The 16994-nt window shown below is 38.7% G+C and carries 19 protein-coding genes, 1 tRNA gene and 1 pseudogene; 19 read left to right on the forward strand and 2 right to left on the reverse strand.

Features of this window, described 5'->3' with window-relative positions:
- The first annotated feature begins 68 nt into the window (after window positions 1-68).
- The 4 genes from AC0NBN_RS11840 (at window position 69) to AC0NBN_RS11855 (ending at window position 2545) form a co-directional block, all read left to right on the forward strand.
- The gene (locus AC0NBN_RS11840) at window positions 69-695 is read left to right on the forward strand and encodes a TatD family hydrolase (RefSeq protein WP_160813765.1); all 627 of its coding nucleotides are present in this window, start codon (window positions 69-71) and stop codon (window positions 693-695) included.
- Window positions 688-1413, forward strand: coding sequence for a tRNA threonylcarbamoyladenosine dehydratase (locus AC0NBN_RS11845; protein ID WP_143882823.1), 726 nt, complete (start codon window positions 688-690; stop codon window positions 1411-1413). The genes AC0NBN_RS11840 and AC0NBN_RS11845 overlap by 8 nt, the downstream gene beginning before the upstream one ends.
- On the forward strand, window positions 1413-1793 hold the full coding sequence (rnpA, locus tag AC0NBN_RS11850; protein ID WP_160813764.1) for a ribonuclease P protein component: 381 nt from the start codon (window positions 1413-1415) through the stop codon (window positions 1791-1793). Before AC0NBN_RS11845 ends, rnpA begins: the two co-directional genes overlap by 1 nt.
- Before the next feature lie 152 nt (window positions 1794-1945).
- Window positions 1946-2545: a DUF4126 domain-containing protein gene (locus tag AC0NBN_RS11855; protein WP_160813763.1), complete on the forward strand. Its 600-nt coding sequence runs from the start codon at window positions 1946-1948 to the stop codon at window positions 2543-2545.
- 11 nt (window positions 2546-2556) lie between these two features.
- Here AC0NBN_RS11855 and AC0NBN_RS11860 read toward each other — a convergent pair whose 3' ends face one another.
- The gene (locus AC0NBN_RS11860; RefSeq protein WP_160813762.1) at window positions 2557-3309 is read right to left on the reverse strand and encodes a nitrilase-related carbon-nitrogen hydrolase; all 753 of its coding nucleotides are present in this window, start codon (window positions 3307-3309) and stop codon (window positions 2557-2559) included.
- A gap of 101 nt (window positions 3310-3410) precedes the next feature.
- On the opposite strand from AC0NBN_RS11860, the gene AC0NBN_RS11865 reads away from it, so the two are divergent.
- The 10 genes from AC0NBN_RS11865 (at window position 3411) to AC0NBN_RS11910 (ending at window position 11662) form a co-directional block, all read left to right on the forward strand.
- The gene (locus AC0NBN_RS11865; RefSeq protein ID WP_160813761.1) at window positions 3411-3848 is read left to right on the forward strand and encodes a DUF6646 family protein; all 438 of its coding nucleotides are present in this window, start codon (window positions 3411-3413) and stop codon (window positions 3846-3848) included.
- Between the two features lie 103 nt (window positions 3849-3951).
- Window positions 3952-5298 (forward strand): RIP metalloprotease RseP, encoded by a 1347-nt coding sequence (gene rseP, locus AC0NBN_RS11870; RefSeq protein ID WP_160813760.1) that lies wholly within the window; start codon window positions 3952-3954, stop codon window positions 5296-5298.
- 79 nt (window positions 5299-5377) lie between these two features.
- A tRNA-Asn gene (locus AC0NBN_RS11875) sits at window positions 5378-5451 on the forward strand.
- A gap of 157 nt (window positions 5452-5608) precedes the next feature.
- Complete coding sequence (locus AC0NBN_RS11880; protein ID WP_160813759.1) at window positions 5609-6511, forward strand: hypothetical protein; 903 nt, start codon at window positions 5609-5611, stop codon at window positions 6509-6511.
- 234 nt (window positions 6512-6745) lie between these two features.
- A complete protein-coding gene (locus tag AC0NBN_RS11885) occupies window positions 6746-7087 on the forward strand; it encodes a helix-turn-helix domain-containing protein (RefSeq protein ID WP_078704759.1) in 342 nt (113 codons plus the stop codon).
- On the forward strand, window positions 7075-8262 hold the full coding sequence (locus AC0NBN_RS11890) for a VapE domain-containing protein (RefSeq protein WP_160813758.1): 1188 nt from the start codon (window positions 7075-7077) through the stop codon (window positions 8260-8262). The genes AC0NBN_RS11885 and AC0NBN_RS11890 overlap by 13 nt, the downstream gene beginning before the upstream one ends.
- Before the next feature lie 271 nt (window positions 8263-8533).
- A complete protein-coding gene (locus AC0NBN_RS11895) occupies window positions 8534-9457 on the forward strand; it encodes a toprim domain-containing protein (RefSeq protein ID WP_160813757.1) in 924 nt (307 codons plus the stop codon).
- 238 nt (window positions 9458-9695) lie between these two features.
- Window positions 9696-10169, forward strand: coding sequence for a plasmid mobilization protein (locus tag AC0NBN_RS11900; protein WP_474468452.1), 474 nt, complete (start codon window positions 9696-9698; stop codon window positions 10167-10169).
- Window positions 10138-11046: a relaxase/mobilization nuclease domain-containing protein gene (locus tag AC0NBN_RS11905; RefSeq protein ID WP_160813756.1), complete on the forward strand. Its 909-nt coding sequence runs from the start codon at window positions 10138-10140 to the stop codon at window positions 11044-11046. The genes AC0NBN_RS11900 and AC0NBN_RS11905 overlap by 32 nt, the downstream gene beginning before the upstream one ends.
- A 31-nt stretch (window positions 11047-11077) precedes the next feature.
- Window positions 11078-11662 (forward strand): hypothetical protein, encoded by a 585-nt coding sequence (locus tag AC0NBN_RS11910; RefSeq protein WP_160813755.1) that lies wholly within the window; start codon window positions 11078-11080, stop codon window positions 11660-11662.
- Between the two features lie 101 nt (window positions 11663-11763).
- Here the strand turns inward: AC0NBN_RS11910 and AC0NBN_RS11915 are convergent, their stop codons facing one another.
- The gene (locus tag AC0NBN_RS11915; protein ID WP_474468455.1) at window positions 11764-13275 is read right to left on the reverse strand and encodes an IS1182 family transposase; all 1512 of its coding nucleotides are present in this window, start codon (window positions 13273-13275) and stop codon (window positions 11764-11766) included.
- Window positions 13276-13518: 243 nt separating this feature from the next.
- Here AC0NBN_RS11915 and AC0NBN_RS11920 point away from each other — a divergent pair.
- The 5 genes and pseudogenes from AC0NBN_RS11920 to AC0NBN_RS11940 all read left to right on the forward strand — a co-directional run.
- Window positions 13519-13800 (forward strand): annotated as a pseudogene (locus tag AC0NBN_RS11920) (hypothetical protein); the annotation flags it as partial.
- Between the two features lie 222 nt (window positions 13801-14022).
- Entirely contained in the window at window positions 14023-14439 is a 417-nt protein-coding gene (locus AC0NBN_RS11925) for a hypothetical protein (protein WP_160813754.1), read from the forward strand.
- 224 nt (window positions 14440-14663) lie between these two features.
- The gene (locus tag AC0NBN_RS11930) at window positions 14664-15047 is read left to right on the forward strand and encodes a hypothetical protein (protein WP_160813753.1); all 384 of its coding nucleotides are present in this window, start codon (window positions 14664-14666) and stop codon (window positions 15045-15047) included.
- Window positions 15048-15072: 25 nt separating this feature from the next.
- Window positions 15073-15696, forward strand: a complete 624-nt coding sequence (locus AC0NBN_RS11935; protein ID WP_160813752.1) for a DUF3347 domain-containing protein — start codon at window positions 15073-15075, stop codon at window positions 15694-15696.
- A 14-nt stretch (window positions 15697-15710) separates the two neighbouring features.
- Window positions 15711-16994, forward strand: coding sequence for an efflux RND transporter permease subunit (locus AC0NBN_RS11940; protein WP_124801108.1), 1284 nt, complete (start codon window positions 15711-15713; stop codon window positions 16992-16994).

Genomic DNA, 16994 nt, shown 5'->3' on the forward strand with positions numbered 1-16994 from the left:
AAAGCGGTATGATTAATAACGGAGAATCAATATTATTTTTAATCAGGCTTAAAAACGTATTTTTGACAATGGAATTTTTTGATTTTCATCATCATAAAAAACAGGTAAGCTTCGGAATTTATAGTTTAAATTTAAATGAGAATCCGGATGACTTTCCTTATTCTGTAGGGATTCATCCTAAGGATATTAGTGTAGAAAATATTCATCAACAATTAGACTGGCTTCAATCTGCGATTTTGAAAAACTGTTTTGCAATAGGCGAGTGTGGTTTAGATTCCTTAGTTTCCATTGATGAGAAAATTCAGGAAGAAGTTTTTTTTAAGCAGATAGAAATTGCTAATGAAGTAAAAAAGCCGGTGATTATTCATTGTGTGAGAAAATATTACGAGGTGATTTCATTCAGGAAATTTTCTCAGCAGCCCATGATTATTCATGGTTTCAATAAAAAGCAGAATGTTGCTGATGATTTGCTGAAGAATAATTTCTATCTAAGTTTTGGAAAAGCGGTTCTCTATAATTTATCTTTGCAGAATACAGTGAAAAAAATTCCTTTAGATAAACTGTTTTTGGAAACGGATGACGGTAATTTTGCCGTCGAAGAGCTGTATGTTAAAGTTGCAGAACTTAAAGGAATTTCTTTGGAACAGCTTCAATCACAGATTTTAGAAAATTTAGAAACAATACAAAATGGATAAATACTGGCTGGAAAGAACAGAGCTTCTGATTAAAGAAGACGGTTTGGAAAAACTGAACAAAGCATCTGTTCTGGTTGTTGGACTCGGAGGTGTCGGGTCTTTTGCGGCAGAATTTCTTGCCAGAGCAGGCGTGGGAAATATGACGATTGTTGATGGAGACACGGTCGATATTACCAACATCAACAGACAATTGCCTGCTCTTCATTCAACTGTTGGAAAACATAAAGTAGAAGTGGTTGCGGAGAGGCTTTTAGATATTAATCCTAAACTTAATTTAGTTAAAATCAACGAATTTCTGAATCCTGAAAGAATGGATGAAATATTAGACAAAGGTAATTTTAACTATGTTTTAGATTGTATTGACAGCGTTACCCCAAAGCTTACCTTAATAAAGTCTGCAAAAAAAAGAAAGATTAAAATCATCAGTTCAATGGGAGCCGGCGGAAAAACCGATCCTTCTAAAGTAATGGTGAAAGATATCAGTAAAACTCAAAATTGCTATCTTGCTAAACAGGTGAGAAAAAGATTGAGAAAAGAAAAAATAAACAAAGGATTCAAATGTGTTTTTTCTGATGAACTTCAAAAAGATGACAGTCTTAAAATGACAGACGGAACCAATTACAAAAGGTCTTTCTATGGAACGATAAGTTTTATTCCGGCTATTTTTGGTTTGTATGCTGCTGCGGAAGTGATTAATTATTTAGTGAAAAAAAATTAATGCCTGATTATAAATATCCGAAAGCCGAAAAACTTAAAAAGAAGTCTGAAATTGACTTGCTTTTTGCAAAAGGTAAATGGAAAACCTCTGGGAATCTTCGGATTATTCTTCTTAAAAATCATCCGCAATTACAGGTTGACAGAACAAAATTCGGAGTTTCTGTTTCTAAAAGGTACTTTAAAAAGGCAGTACACCGAAATCGGATAAAACGTCTTTTAAGAGAATCTTACCGGTTAAATAAATCTTTGTTTACGGAAAGTTTCGGAGACAGAACAGTCGCAATGCTTTTTTGGGTTTCAAATGAAATGCCTGCAAATTTTCATGAGGTAGAGTCTCAGTTTATCACTCTTTGCAAATCCCAGAATAAAAGTAAAAGCTGATTTTACAGTACGTAGGAGCGCCGTTTTTTTCAAATAAATTTTATTAATGCATTGTTCAAAACAAATGGTATTTAACAATTCTGAATAATTTTTTACCAGAGATTGTATTATCTATATTTTTTGTAGCTTTAGTCAAACAATTGACGAATAAAATGTTAGATCAAATTCCCTATTTTTCTTTTTTATTAAGTGTATTTATAGGAGTCGGACTTGCTGCTGCAACGGGTTTCCGTGTTTTCTTACCTATGTTTGCTGTAAGTTTGGCATCTTACTTTCAGTGGATTCCTTCGCTTGAAACTTTTGAATGGCTTTCATCGCTTCCTGCACTTATTACCACCGGAATTGCAACTGTGGCAGAAATTTTAGCATATTATATCCCTGTTGTTGATAATTTTCTGGATACAATTTCGGTTCCTATGGCAACCGTTGCTGGTTCTGTCCTTTTTGCGAGCCAATTTTCAGATTTAGGAACTCTTCCGCAATGGGGATTGGCGCTTATTGCAGGCGGCGGAACTGCAGCAACCATCAGTTCGGGTTTTGCCGGGATTAGAGCAGCTTCTACGGCAACAACTGCAGGTCTTGGGAATAATTTTGTAGGAACTACAGAAACAGCAGGAGCCGGAATTATGACTGTTTTGGCAATGATTGCCCCGTTTGTAGCTGCTGTTTTAGCGATATTATGTGTGGTTTTAATTATTTTTTTCGGAAGAAAAGCTTGGCGGAAGTTAAGGAAAACAAAACAAATTTTGTAGATAAACTACATTCACATCTTTATCAGGAAATCATCTCTGTCGTTTAAAAACTGAAAGTGTTTTCTAAACTCGTTCAGTTCGGATAAATTTAATTCTGATGAGATCAGATTTCCTTTTTTTGTTGAAATTTCTCTTCCGTCTGCAAAAAAACAGTGAGAACTTTCTTTGTACAAAAAATTATTTCCGTCTGTGCCAATTCTATTTAAGCCAAAAACAAACGACAGATTCTCAATAGCTCTTGCCTTTAAAAGATGTTCCCACGCTCCGACTCTTTTTTCTGGCCAGTTGGCAACATATAATATGGCATCATAATCATCATTATTTCTTGAGAAAACAGGAAAGCGAAGATCATAGCAAACCTGTAACAGAAAACGGATTCCTGAATATTCAACAATAATGCGTTCCTTTCCCGGAGTATAAACTTTATCTTCGCCTGAAAATGAAAATAAGTGTCTTTTGTCATAATACGCAACTTCCGAATCGGGTTTCACAAAGTACATTCTATTGTAGAAGTTTCCTTCTGATTCTACCGGAACGCTTCCGCAAAAAGCAGCATTTTTTTCTTGTGCCATTTTCTTCAAAAACTCCAAAGATTCTCCGTTACGGTCTGAAACTTCAGCAGCATCCATGCAGAATCCTGTAGAAAACATTTCAGGAAGAATAAAAAGATCTGCTTTTTCATCTCTGATTTCGTGTGCTATATTGTCAAAGTTTTTTAGTTTATTTTTCCAGATAATATCTAAGTTAATTCCTGTGATTTTCATAATGCCTGTTTTATCTTCTATAAAAATACAGTTTTAAACTGATTTCGGTTTTATTTTTGATGCAGATATTTTTTTTATGATCTTTAAACAATAAATCTATTATGAAAAAAATGATTTTGATGCTGATGCTTTTTGCGGGAATCGCAGCCAATGCACAGGCTTATACTGGAAAAGGTGATCAGAAAGTCAATTTAGGACTTAATGCGTGGGGATATGGAACGGGAATAACAGCAACGTATGACTATGGCCTTAGTGACGTTATTTCTATTGGTGCGGGAGGTAATGCTTATTTTGACAATTACAGAGACAATAATAAAGATAACAGGGTTTTTATTTTTGGGCGGCTGAATTTTCACTTAAGAGAAGCATTGGATCTTCCGGAGCAATTGGATATTTATCCGGGTGTTGATCTGGGAGTTCTGGGAAGAGATTTCGGAATTGGAGCTCATATTGGAGCGAGATATTTTTTCACCGATAAAGTTGGTGTTTTTGCTGAAGTTGGGAATAACGGAAGCTTAGGCGTTTCATTTAATTTTTAATAGCAATATCAATATATGACAAAGCTTCTCATTACGAGAAGCTTTTTATTTGGCATCCTATTGATTATTGTTACCTTTGCAAATTAAAATCTAAAAACAATTAATGGAATTAGCAATCAAGATCTTTCAATTTATATTGAGTATTTCTATTTTAGTAATTCTTCACGAGCTTGGGCATTTTTTACCTGCAAAATGGTTTAAAACCAAAGTGGAGAAATTTTATCTTTTCTTTGATCCTTGGTTTTCTGTTGTAAAAAAGAAAGTAGGAGAAACCGAATACGGTATCGGATGGCTTCCTTTCGGAGGCTATGTAAAAATTGCAGGAATGGTTGATGAAAGCATGGATACTGAACAGCTTAAACAGCCTGCACAACCTTGGGAATTCAGAGCAAAACCGGCTTGGCAGAGATTAATCATCATGTTGGGCGGTGTTACGGTAAACTTTTTCCTGGCTTGGATTATTTATGGCTGTCTGTCGTTTTTTAATGGTGAAACAGTTTTTGACAGTACCAAGGAAGATGTACAAATGAACTATACGAATGTTGCTAAAGCAATGGGCTTTCAAGATGGAGATAAAATTCTAAAAGTAGATGGAAAAACTCAGAACAATCTTGATAAACTTTCTCTAGATATTTTACTCAGTGATGAAATTACCGTTTTGAGAGGAGGGAAAGAAGTAACATTCCCAACCAACGATGATGGTAAGGCTTTAGCTTTCAGGGACGAAAATCCAAAAGCTTTTCTCACTCCAAGATATCCTGCTGTGATTGATTCTATTTATAACCCTAAAACAGCTGAGGCTGGTTTGAAAGTTGGAGATCAGATAGTATCGGTAGATGGAAAAAGAATTAACTATTATGATGAATTTCAGGGTGTTGTAAAAAGCAATGCTGGAAAAGACATTAATGTTGAGGTATCCAGAGCGGGAACTATACAGCCTTTAGTTCTATCTGTTTCAAAAGAAGGGACTTTAGGATTAGCTTCTTTCAAGTATTTAGAGAAATTTGCAGAAACAAAACATTTTAATTTCTTTGAATCTATTGAAAGAGGATTTACGAGAAGTATTGAAAGTTTAACATATCAGGTTAAGCAATTCAAGCTTGTTTTCAATAGAAAAGTGCAGGGTTATAAGAAAGTAGGAGGTCCTTTGGCTATTATCAAAAATATGCCTGTTGATAAAGCAAAAGACGGAAGTGTTTCTATTGACTGGACGATGTTCTGGAGTTTTACAGCAATGTTTTCTGTGTGGCTGGCTTTTTTAAATCTAATCCCTATTCCCGGCTTAGATGGCGGTCATGTTATTTTTACATTGTATGAAATGATTGTTGGGAAACCTGTTCCGCAGAAAGTTTTGGAAAATGCTCAAATGGTGGGAGTTATATTTCTTTTAGGATTGATGCTGTTGATATTTGGAGCTGATATTTTTAAAATTTTCACTAATAAGCTTTAATTTTTAAAATTTTTTCACGTAAAAATTTGTGAGGTATAAATATCTGTCCTATATTTGCACCACTTAAAAACAAGGACATTCCTCCTTAGCTCAGTTGGTTAGAGCATCTGACTGTTAATCAGAGGGTCGCTGGTTCGAGCCCAGCAGGAGGAGCTTTGAAAACGAGACACTTACAGAAATGTGAGTGTCTTTTTTTATATTTGTCACGAACATTTCACGAACAAAAGTATTTTATTTTAATGCTATTTTTGTGTAAGAATATTTTAGTACGTTATCTATGACTAACTTCTATATCGCAATATATATTCTAATGGTAACCTTTACAATCCTTGTCCCCTTCTATCTTGCAGGGCGGCTTTGGTTTGCGTTCAGTCCGTTTGCGATAAACTATTACTCCAAGGAAAAGGCAAACTGGTATAACGAGTGGAACACCCAGCGGTTTTTAATCGTTTTGAATTTATTTTTGGTTTCATTGTCGCTTTCCTTTTTCTGGGGCGGGAAAATACTGGAAGATATCCATGCCGAGAAGATCGACTTTACCCAAATCCTATTCTATATCATTCTTCAAATTCTCGCCGTAATACTGTTCGAGGTAAAAATGGAACACCCATTTAAGCCAATTCAGGCATTCAAAAAATTCAAGAAAAACAGTTATAGCGAAAGGTTTGAGTTCCGAGAAAAGCAAGACGCGGCAGATAAAATAGAACACCATTCCAATGAGTTAAAAAGAGAATTTTTGAAAGTTGGCACTAAGATTTCAAACGAATTAAATAATCAACAAATCATTTTATCTGAAACCAACGAACTCGCAAAACACAACAATAATATCCTACAGGAATCCGATTTTGCTTTTGAAATAAAAAAGAATCCGAATATGGTCATTGATGATATTTTGCGGGCTTATTTTATTTCTAAAGATTCCGAGAGGGTTTTATCGGACTTTTTACTGCGGAAGAAAAACTCTGGAAAGATTCTGTTTACAAAGCCTGCAAGGAACGGCGTGAGCGTACAGCCTATTTTGGACTTTTTATCGGCCTTTACTAATGTTATGGAAAGTTGTAAATCCGGCACAATAACCCAAGCCGAAACCTGCAAAATTATCAACGCCGTCACCTCGGCAAAAGACAGGCTCGGAAATATCGCAGAAGAGCCAATAAACAGCAGGAACCTCTCAAAATATCTTTCCAACAGCGATGTTCAGGATGATATATAGTCTAAAATCCAAAAAAAACATTTTCTCTTTAAAAATCATATTTGTTTGATAACCATAATTATAAAGGCGACAGTTAGTCGCTTTTAATGGTTTATTGACTAAACCATTATCAAACAAAACCTCCTATTGAACGCACATTTCTTTAGGTTGTTTTATTTTACAAAAAACTTTTTAAGTCGCTTTTAGGCTGCTATTTCTTTGGGAAATATCTTGGGCTCAACAAAATTCAACGAAATGAAAGACCAAGAAAGACTAGCTGCGCTAGAAAGCCAAATGTCCACTTTGGTAAACTCGCAAAAAGAGTTTACCTCGAAGGCGCTACAGATGCTCGCCCTCGGAACCAAGAACATCTATTCTAAGGAAGAGGCCGCGCTGTTCCTCAACCTGGATCCGGACTATCTCTACCAACTCAAACACCACGGCAAATTGAAGGCCTACAAAAAGAAGGGGCAAAAGAAAATCTACTTTCGCAAAGAGGACCTCGAAGCTTATCTTCTGGGGGATAATGTGGAGGAAATACAAAATGATGACTATGACGCATTCGAGCAGGAAATTCTGGAGCGATGGAAGAAATAACCAACAAGCCGGCTGAAGAGCAAAAAATCCCAGTACTCTACCAAACCGCTTCCGAGACCACTACCATTTTCGATATGGTGATGAAGTATCTTGAAAGCAAGTATGACCTTCGCTTTAACGCCATCGCCCTGGAGATAGAAATATCGCTCAAGGGAAAGGACGACTGGACAGAGCTAAACATCAACTCCCTGCTGATAGAACTCGTACAGGCCGGGATGCAGATCACCATGCAGAAGCTGGAGATCCTCGTTCGGAGCCACCTGATAAAGAGATACAACCCGATAGCGGAATACTTTAAAAAACTCGCGGGCTGGGACGGCGAAGACCATATCCGGAAGCTGGCGGGATTTGTTCGGACCAACGACAGCGAAGCGTTCCGCTACCATCTCGAGAAGTGGCTGACCCGCGCCGTGCTTTGCGCATTGAAGAAAGACTATGTCAACAAGCAGTGCCTCGTGCTGGCAAGCTCCAAACAGAACACGGGCAAAACCACCTTCCTGCGATTCCTCATCCCGGACGGGCTCAGGGATTATTATTCCGAAAATGTCACAGTGGACAAGGACGGCATCATTGCCATCTGCAAAAATTTCATCCTCAACGCCGACGAGCTGGCCGTCCTGTCCAAATCGGATGTCAACACGCTGAAATCCTTTATCTCGATGGGCGGCGCAAAGGTGAGGGTGCCTTACGGGAGAAAGCCGGAGAACATGGACAGGATATGTTCCTTTGTTGCCTCCACCAACAGAACAGATTTCCTTACCGACGAGACAGGAAGCGTAAGGTGGCTGGTTTTCGAAGTTTACAGCATTGATTTCGCCTATGCGGAGGAAATAGACATAGACAAGGTATGGGCGCAGGCGTACCACAATGCTTTTGAAAGAAAAAATTACCAACCGGAAATGACGCTCTCGGACATAGAGGCTAATGAGCTGAGGAACGAGCAGTTTTCCCAGCTTTCACTTGAGCAGGAAATCGTTTCCGCACACTTCGAGAAATCGAAGGACATCAAGGACTTTCTTACGGCGACGGACATCGTTGTGGCAATGAACAACGCCCTGAATTTAAGATTGAACAACATCAAGGTCGGAAAGGCGCTCACCAGGCTCAAGTATGAAAGAATCAAGCATCCGAAACTGCAGGTTTACGGCTACCTGATCCGAAGAAAGATTGACTGAAAGAAAGTTTAAATCCTTGACATTCAATTTATCCTACCTACTTACCTAAGTGGACTTACAGAACTCATTTTCAAATTTTTATGAAGGTAATCAAATAGATAAGACTTTACCTAAACTACCATCGTTAAAGAAGGGATCCAATTAACAGGTAACAACAAGGTAAGTCATTAATTAATATAACTAACTGATATTCAATATTTAGGTAGGCAGGTATGGTAAAACGGTAAAAACATAACTGGATATAAAAAAATAAATTTTAAAAACACAAAAAATGAATTGCAAACAAGCCAACGAAAATATCAGCATCAAAGAAGTAATGGAAAGTTTTTCTCTATTCCCAAGTAAAGAACATCCGAAAACAGCCTATTATTATGCTATCAATCGACAAGAACGAACGCCAAGTTTATTAGTGAATTATGTGAAAAATATTGCCTTTGATTTTGGCACTGGAAAACAATACGATGTCGTGTCGATAGTTCAGGAGCTCAAACAATGCACTGTATCCGATGCTCTTGAATATCTTGAAAAGTTTGATTTTTCTTTTCAAAAGCAGAAGGGAAATTTAAACAATCCAAAAGAAGAAACTAAATCTTATCAAATATTAGAAGTAAAAGAAGTGTCACATCCAGCGTTGATTGAATATTTAAAATATAGAAAACTCGAATTTCAAAAATCTGAACTTCAGGAAATTCATTACGAAATGAATGGGAAGAACTATTTCGGATTAGGATTCAAAAACGATTCGGGAGGCTACGAGATCCGCAGCAGGTTTTCCAAAATCTGCCTTGGAAAAAAGGATATCACCACGATAAAAAATAATTCTGAAAACCTCAAGGTTTTCGAGGGCTTTACCGACTACCTCTCCTTTAAAATTTTAGAACCGGAAAAGACACCTTCCGACTATCTAATTCTGAACGCTGTCGCCATGGTTCACAAGACATCAGGGCTTTTTGGAAATTATAAATCTGTCGAAATGTACTTGGATAACGACCGCGCCGGCGAACAGTGCAGGGATTCAATTTTGAAAATATTCCCGGAGGCAGATGACCGGTCGAATGAATATTTCCCTCATCAAGATCTGAATGATTTCCTGATATCACAGGAAGAAAAGACACTTGAAAATAAGCTTGAAAAAAATCAAACAGCCATACACGAGTCCGAGGAAAACCGGAATATTTACAGGAGAAAAAGATGAAGATTCATACAAGCCGGCCTACGCAAAATAAGCACAGGTGGAATGCTCTAAAAAGGCTGGGTAAAAACTTGCCATGTGTCTAGTGCAAAAAGTACCCAATGTTTACAATAAGCGTATCCGCTCATCGTAAAATTGGAACATTTTGGTTTCCTCCTATCGTCGGAAACGCATGTCTGGAACTACGATTCAAGCCCATAGTTTAAAATTATAAAAAAATTAAACACCACATAAACACAATATGGAAAATGACTTTTTAAAACAGTTTGTAAGACAGATTTCCGAGCAGCAAATTGCAAAGGTTGCAGAAGAAAAAAGAAGGAACCGCTTTCGCGAAATCGGTAGAGAGGGAGGTTTGAAAAAGAAGACGGCGAACCACTTTTCAAAGGTAGTCTCAGTTCGTTTTACCGAAAAGGAGTTTGAGAAAATTCGAAAGGAAGCAGAAAAATATAACCTGAAAATTTCAAAATATTTAAGGCTGATTTCTACCGAAAAGGAACTTAAAGTAAACGAGTTCAAGACAGACGAAGTTCTATTGAATTACGGCAACAATTTTATAAGGATATCCAATCTGCTTAGGAACAGAGAATGGAACGAGTTTGAAAACAAGAAAGAGATCCTTGAGGAAATTCACACCGTCACCAAATTAATCAGAGAATACCTCTACCAACAAATTATCAAGCATGAACAATTCGGCAACGACGAGGAGGATTAGTAAGATCGCGATTGAATACAACGGCAACGACAAAGGCACGGCAGAATGTATTTATTCCAACAACCTGCTTTCAACAACGCCGGAGGAAAGATTTGAAGAGATGAAGATTGTCGCCGAGAGAAATCCCAATGTCAAGAAATGGGCGCTCACCGGCTACATCTCTCCACCAAAGGAAATCGGCGACAGGCTGACAAATGAAGAGTTGAAGGAACTGGCTATAAAATCATTGAAAGACGTGGGACTTACAAAAAATAACCAGGTTGTCCTGGACGTCCACCATTCCACGAAGCAGAAACATATCCACTTCATCGTGAACCGCATAGATGTTTATGGTAAATGCACGGTAAAATCTGCCAATATCGGAAAGCGCTTCGGTGAATCAGTGAGAAATGTTTGCAAAGAGATGAACCTGAAAACAGATGTGGAAATCGGAAAGGAGAAAAAGCAGCAGATGCTGAAAGTGCTGCAAAACTGTCTGAAGGTCTCAAGAAATTTTGATGACTTGGTCGATTATATGCGGCGATGTGGTTATAGAGTGACGCTCTCGCAGAATGTGAAGGACGGCGTGTCGGGGATGCGGATTGTGAAACTGAGCGATATTAACGACCAAACCCAGAGGCAGTACCATCCCGGTTACAAACTTTCCGAGATTACAAACAAACTGAAAATCAAAGATATCAAAGAAATTCTAAACCGGAATGCGGAAAGCCACCAGTCGGCAATTTTCAGTCAGAGTAATCCACAAACGAACGAAATAAAAAATCCGGAAAAATCAGCCCTCAGGGAGATTGAAAATGCCGTGAAGGAACTCCTCAAACCGAGCTACACACCGGCGGCTGACGACGAATTGCTGAGGAAAAGAAAAAGGAGGCGATAGGTCTTTAAAAAAAAACATCAAAAAAAACAAAATGAACAACAACGAATTTAACAACCAGGAGAATACAGAAAATTATTCTTCACAAGATGCAGGCATCGAACTTTTGCACCGCGTCATAGAAAGTAATAAGGCGGTAGAAATTTCGGGGAAGGCGATTTTCCACATGTACTGCGACATCAAGGAGGATGTAAAGAAAATCCAAGCACTGGCACATGAAGAAAATCTAAAACGGCAGGAATTGCTTAAATCCACCCCCAACAATATTATCGCAGAATTATCTCCAGACGTTATAAAGCATCTGGAAAAATTTCATCAGAAATCAGATACAGTTAAATATTGGTTTTTCGGAATCCTGGCTATATTGCTGGTTGCATTTTTTATTTTATCAGCAACTGTTTATCTAGGAAAAATCTGGTACCGCGAAAGCATCCGCACCAAGACCGAGGTTCGAGAGGAAATCCTCAAGGAGATCAAGAATGAAAACAAGGCGATTTATGAAACCGAGCAGGTAAAACAGCTGGAACACAATACCACGCTGATGAACAAATGGATGCAGAAAAATCCAAAGGACGCAGAAAAGTTTTTGAAGTTTAAGGAGGGGTATGAGAGTAGGTAGACTAAAAATTATTTGAATCTGTCTCACAATAAGAATTGAGGCGGATTTTTTATTGCAGTTCCAATCTTCAATGTTTTGGAAAAAGTGAAAAGTTGTCTTCTTCAGGCAACTTTCTTTCTTAAATTGTGTGCTAAAGCGTGTAATCCGAACTCCAATTCTACTTTTTTCAGACCTCTAAGTGTGAATCGCTTAAAATTGTTGCAATGTTTCAGGTGTGCAAACACAGGTTCTACTTCAACCGAGCGTTGTTTTCTTTTTTTAATGCCTTCTTGGCTGTTTAATAGTTCCCGGATTTTTTCTTTGTACTGTTCCAGATGATGGTTTCGCTCAATGCTCCGGTTTTCTTTGGAACTGTGACAAACGCCTCTGATTGGGCATCCATCACAGTTTTTAGCCTGATAATGGGAGAGTTTTTGAGGGTAACCGGTCTTGGTTTTCCGAGTGCTTTCGTGTGTTTTTTCCATCTTTTGACCCATCGCACAGACGTAATAATCTTTTTCCTGATTGTAGTGCAGATTTTCTTTGCTGAAAGTCTTGTGTTTCGCCTGATAATGGGCATTTTGCTCTTTATCGAAGGTGTTGTACTTTACAAATGGAATAATGTTTTTTTGTTCCAATAATTCATAATTTTCCTCGCTTCCGTAGCCCGCATCGGCAGTGAGTTCTTCCAATTCTCCGAGTTTTTTTTTGCCGAACAATTTCTCAAAATTCTCCAAATGACGCTTCAGGGTATTGAAGTCGTTGGTCTCTTGATGGATCGTGTAATTTACAATAAACTGATTCTCGGTAGAAATCTGTGCATTATAGGCCGGTTTGAGCTGTCCGTTTTGCATATGGTCATCCTTTAGCCTCATAAAAGTAGCGTCCTCATCAGTCTTGCTGTAGGAATTCCTCTCTGCCAAAATAGCCTCCTGAGCTTCGTATTTATCGAGGTTTTTCTCAAAATTATTTTTAATGTAATTCAGCTTGGCTTTAGCTTTTTTGTCGGAATCGGTCTTGCGGTCGCTGCCTTTCAATTTGGCATTGATATTTTCTACGGTTTGCTGAATTTTTTCTTTGCTGATTTCTTTAAATTCCGGCGGTTCAGGGTCTTTGTCCTCTTCCCTTGCCACGCTTTGGGCATATTTCCAAAGGTCCTCTAGTTGGCGGAGCATCTTTTCTTTGTTGGTTTTAATGGCATTGGCCCACACAAAAGTGTAGCGGTTTGACTGGGCTTCGATTTTCGTTCCGTCCACAAAAACCTGTTTCAAACTTACCAAACCTTCTTCGGCAAGAAGCAAAACCACTTGCGAGAAAATATCTTTGAAAGCCGCTTCAAGCTTGTGAGCCCGAAATCTGTTCACGGTATTATGATCCACGATGCTCATATTGGAGAGCCACATAAAGTTGATGTTTTCGCGAAGTGCTTTTTCGATTTTCCGGGAGGAATAAATGTTGTTCATATAGGCAAAAACCATCACCTTGAGCATCATCACGGGATGATAGCTGGGATTTCCCTCTTTGCTGTAGGCTTTTAGCAGCGGGTCTATATTGATCCTCTCCAAAATATCATTGACAATCCGAACAGGATGATTATCGGGAATCAACTCCTCAAAACTATACGGAAACAACACCGTCTAATTTTGGTTGTAATACTTGAAATTCATAGACAAATATCTGATTATCAGACATAAATATACGAAAACCCTCAATAATAACCAAAAAAAATCCGCCTCAGTTGTGAGACGGATTCATTTATTGACGTATTTATTACAGTTTGCTAAGAGTAACATTGTGAATAATTTAGGAAAAATAAATTTCGTAAATTTGAGCTTTGGGGTATAATGAATAAAAAATTACTTTCTGAACGCGATATGGAAATGGCGGAAATTGATGAACCTATTCGCGAAACCTACTATAAAGGTAATCAGAAATTCGATGAAGTTTCCCCAAAATACGCACTAATGAGTTCTCACGCCGGGAGACGAACTTTTATCTGCAACGCTTTGGCTTTAGGAATTCCACCGCAGGTCGTGATGAAGTGGACAGGTCACAGTGATTATGCTGCGATGAAGCCCTATATTGATATTGCAGATCAAACAAAAATAAATGCTATGGCAAAGTTTAGAGCCTGTTTAAAAATAATTAAAACCACATAGTCACATAGAAAAACTCAAGATTAATTGCAAAAAAGAAAAAATAGAAGTACAATATTTACTATTTTTTCTCTTATTTTTCCAAAAACTATGTGTCTATGTGGTTATAAAATTATTTCTGATACAAATTTAAACAGGCTCTTAATATGTTGTAAACCCTAACTTTTTTTAAGGAAGTAGTTTAACTTCTAAAATAATTTCCTATCTTTGTGCTGTTTACTTACAATGGTCGGAAATTTTAAAATACTGTTGCTTTCCCTTACACTAGCGTTATTTCTGGCGCCAGAGATTTCTCAGCCTTGCAGTACAAAGGAGAAGCAGGTTATTAAAACCACGACCAGTTCCCAAACTTTCATAAAACAGTCATTCGCACAGATACAGCCGTCTTGCGACAGCGACGATTGCAAAGAAGAATGCTGTCACCCAAAATCACACAATTGTCAAACCGATGGATGCTCAGGAAATTGCAGCGGAAACCTTTGCAGCTCTGCTCAGTACACCTTTCTAGCGGACAGCAAATTTTTAGAGGATTCTAAAAACGAAGCGTCCGGTTACGAAGACAAAAATGCTAATTTCTTTTATCAGAATCCTCATTACTCCGGTGGATTCCATACCATTTGGGAACCGCCCAAAATAGGTTAAGATCTTCTTTTACAGCCCGAATTGTGTCTGGTCGTGAAGTGTTTATGACACTTTAGCCCGTTCTTTTTTAGCGGCGCTGTAAATACATTTGAACTTCAAACGCTCCTTTAAGCTCTTTCAAAATAGACTTTCCTTTTTTAGTAAAGGATAATTTGAGGAACCGGATGTTCAAAAGCACTTTCTCAAACAAGGAGGCTCACTATTAACCTATAATATAAAATTTAATGAAGAATATTCTTTTGGGAATACTCGCTTTTATAGCGGTGTTCCTCGTTTCCTGCAACAATTCAAAAGCTGAAGGTACACAAATTGCGGTCGCAAAGTTCACCACCGGTGACATTGTTCCCAACGATGAGGTATGTATGGTAAACAATGCCTATATGGGCAAAAAACAGCTCGAAGTAAAACATGACGGCAAAACCTATTATGGTTGCTGTGAAAACTGCAAACTCAGAATCCCGCAGGAAGAAAATGCCCGCATGGCATACGATCCCATATCTCATCAACTCATCGATAAAGCGACCGCAATTATCGCAATCTCTGATAAAAATGATAATGTCGTGTACTTCGAAAATAAAGCAAACTACGAAGCCTTTTTTAATAAATAAAAATAATCTTTAAACTTATAAAATAATGAAAACACTAGTATTCAGCCTTTTGGCAATCGGAACATTGGCACTCACTTCTTGTAAAGAAAACAAAGAACAGAAAAGCACTACTGAAACATCCATGCAGCACGATATGAGCATGATGTCTGACAATTCAGCAATGGGCGATATGCCTATGGATGAAAAGGTAACCGTTACCGACGCAAAAAAAACTTCCGCTGACCTCACGGAGCTTTATTCTCATTACACCCACCTTACATTCGCGTTGTCCGGTGATGATGATAAGGAAGCGGTGAGTGCGGCCAAAGGGATCCTCGCTTCTTTTCCCAAAATAGACAAAAACGGTTTTTCTGCTGAACAGAAAAAAGAATTTGCTGATCTCGAATCAAGCATCAGTGAAAACGTCGAGCACATTGCAGATAACGCCGGAAAGATTGATCATCAGCGCGAACACCTGGATTTAATGAGCGCCGATTTTTACGACCTGCTGAAAGACTTCGGAACTCCAAAACCGGTGTACAAAGTATTTTGTCCAATGTATAACGATAACAAAGGCGCTTTTTGGCTTAGCGATTCACGTGAGGTGAAGAATCCTTATTTAGGCAAAGAAATGCTGTCATGTGGCGAGGTTCAGGAAGAAATTAAGTAAACAGATTCTAAATCATGATTCAAAATTTAATCAAACTCTCCCTCCGCAACAGGTATTTCGTTTTGCTGATTGCAATCGGCCTTTTTATCTGGGGTATTTTTGCGGTAAGGGACAATCCCATCGATGCCATTCCGGATCTGAGTGAGAACCAGGTCATCGTTTTTACGGAGTGGATGGGCAGAAGTCCCCAGATTATGGAAGATCAGGTGACTTTCCCTCTGGTAAGCAACCTTCAGGGAATTCCGAAAATTAAGAACATCCGCGCCGCTTCCATGTTTGGGATGAGCTTCGTATATGTTATTTTCGAAGATAACGTGGACATTTACTGGGCCAGAACCCGGGTACTGGAACGGCTCAACTATGCCCAACGCCTACTCCCGCAAGGCGTAACGCCTACGCTCGGACCGGATGGCACCGGTGTTGGTCACGTTTTCTGGTACCATTTCGATGCACCTAAAATGGATTTGGGAGACCAGCGCGCCCTCCAGGACTGGTATGTGAAATTTGCTCTGCAGACGGTTCCCGGTGTGGCGGAAGTAGCCTCCTTTGGCGGCTTCGAAAAACAGTACCAACTCATTGTAGATCCTGTAAAACTCCAGTACTATAACGTCTCTCTGATGGATGTCATGAACAAAGTGAAAGCCAACAATAATGATGTGGGCGGACGTAAATTTGAAGTGGCTGATATGGCCTATGTCATTCGCGGTCTTGGTTACATCAAGAACGTAGCCGATATCGAAGAAATCGCGGTGGGAAATTACAACGGTATTCCCGTGCGGGTGAAAGATATTGGCTCGGTACAAATGGGTGGAGATCTTCGGCTGGGTATTTTTGATGCGGACGGTGAAGGCGAAGTTGTGGGCGGTATCGTGGTGGCACGGTATGGCGAAAATGCGGATAAGGTCATCAACGATGTGAAAGAGAAAATGAAGGACGTTGAAAAAGGACTCCCTGAAGGCGTCACCTTCAAGACATCGTACGACCGCAGTACGCTGATTGAAGGGGCAATAGACAATATTAAAACCAAGCTGATTGAAGAAATTATCGTGGTGGCAATCATTGTTATTCTGTTCCTATTCCACTGGCGAAGTGCATTGAGCATCATCATTCAGATTCCGGTCACCATTGCCATCAGTTTTATTCTGCTCAATGCGTTTGGACTTTCCTCCAATATCATGTCCCTTACAGGAATTGCGCTGGCAATTGGGGTGATCGTGGATAACGGAATTATCATGTCCGAAAATGCCTATAAAAATCTCTCCGATTGGCAGAACCATCAACAAAATAAAAACCCATAA

The organism is Chryseobacterium sp. L12, from assembly GCF_056133985.1.

Bases quoted from the DNA above. Each gene is read 5' to 3' on its own strand.
- AC0NBN_RS11860 (WP_160813762.1), bottom strand. From the start codon at position 3,309: ATGAAAATCACAGGAATTAACTTAGATATTATCTGGAAAAATAAACTA.
- AC0NBN_RS11900 (WP_474468452.1), top strand. From the start codon at position 9,696: ATGGAAAATGACTTTTTAAAACAGTTTGTAAGACAGATTTCCGAGCAG.
- AC0NBN_RS11925 (WP_160813754.1), top strand. From the start codon at position 14,023: ATGGTCGGAAATTTTAAAATACTGTTGCTTTCCCTTACACTAGCGTTA.
- AC0NBN_RS11845 (WP_143882823.1), top strand. From the start codon at position 688: ATGGATAAATACTGGCTGGAAAGAACAGAGCTTCTGATTAAAGAAGAC.
- AC0NBN_RS11940 (WP_124801108.1), top strand. From the start codon at position 15,711: ATGATTCAAAATTTAATCAAACTCTCCCTCCGCAACAGGTATTTCGTT.
- AC0NBN_RS11840 (WP_160813765.1), top strand. From the start codon at position 69: ATGGAATTTTTTGATTTTCATCATCATAAAAAACAGGTAAGCTTCGGA.
- AC0NBN_RS11890 (WP_160813758.1), top strand. From the start codon at position 7,075: ATGGAAGAAATAACCAACAAGCCGGCTGAAGAGCAAAAAATCCCAGTA.
- rnpA (WP_160813764.1), top strand. From the start codon at position 1,413: ATGCCTGATTATAAATATCCGAAAGCCGAAAAACTTAAAAAGAAGTCT.
- AC0NBN_RS11895 (WP_160813757.1), top strand. From the start codon at position 8,534: ATGAATTGCAAACAAGCCAACGAAAATATCAGCATCAAAGAAGTAATG.
- AC0NBN_RS11930 (WP_160813753.1), top strand. From the start codon at position 14,664: ATGAAGAATATTCTTTTGGGAATACTCGCTTTTATAGCGGTGTTCCTC.
- AC0NBN_RS11910 (WP_160813755.1), top strand. From the start codon at position 11,078: ATGAACAACAACGAATTTAACAACCAGGAGAATACAGAAAATTATTCT.
- AC0NBN_RS11905 (WP_160813756.1), top strand. From the start codon at position 10,138: ATGAACAATTCGGCAACGACGAGGAGGATTAGTAAGATCGCGATTGAA.
- rseP (WP_160813760.1), top strand. From the start codon at position 3,952: ATGGAATTAGCAATCAAGATCTTTCAATTTATATTGAGTATTTCTATT.
- AC0NBN_RS11885 (WP_078704759.1), top strand. From the start codon at position 6,746: ATGAAAGACCAAGAAAGACTAGCTGCGCTAGAAAGCCAAATGTCCACT.
- AC0NBN_RS11880 (WP_160813759.1), top strand. From the start codon at position 5,609: ATGGTAACCTTTACAATCCTTGTCCCCTTCTATCTTGCAGGGCGGCTT.
- AC0NBN_RS11855 (WP_160813763.1), top strand. From the start codon at position 1,946: ATGTTAGATCAAATTCCCTATTTTTCTTTTTTATTAAGTGTATTTATA.
- AC0NBN_RS11865 (WP_160813761.1), top strand. From the start codon at position 3,411: ATGAAAAAAATGATTTTGATGCTGATGCTTTTTGCGGGAATCGCAGCC.
- AC0NBN_RS11935 (WP_160813752.1), top strand. From the start codon at position 15,073: ATGAAAACACTAGTATTCAGCCTTTTGGCAATCGGAACATTGGCACTC.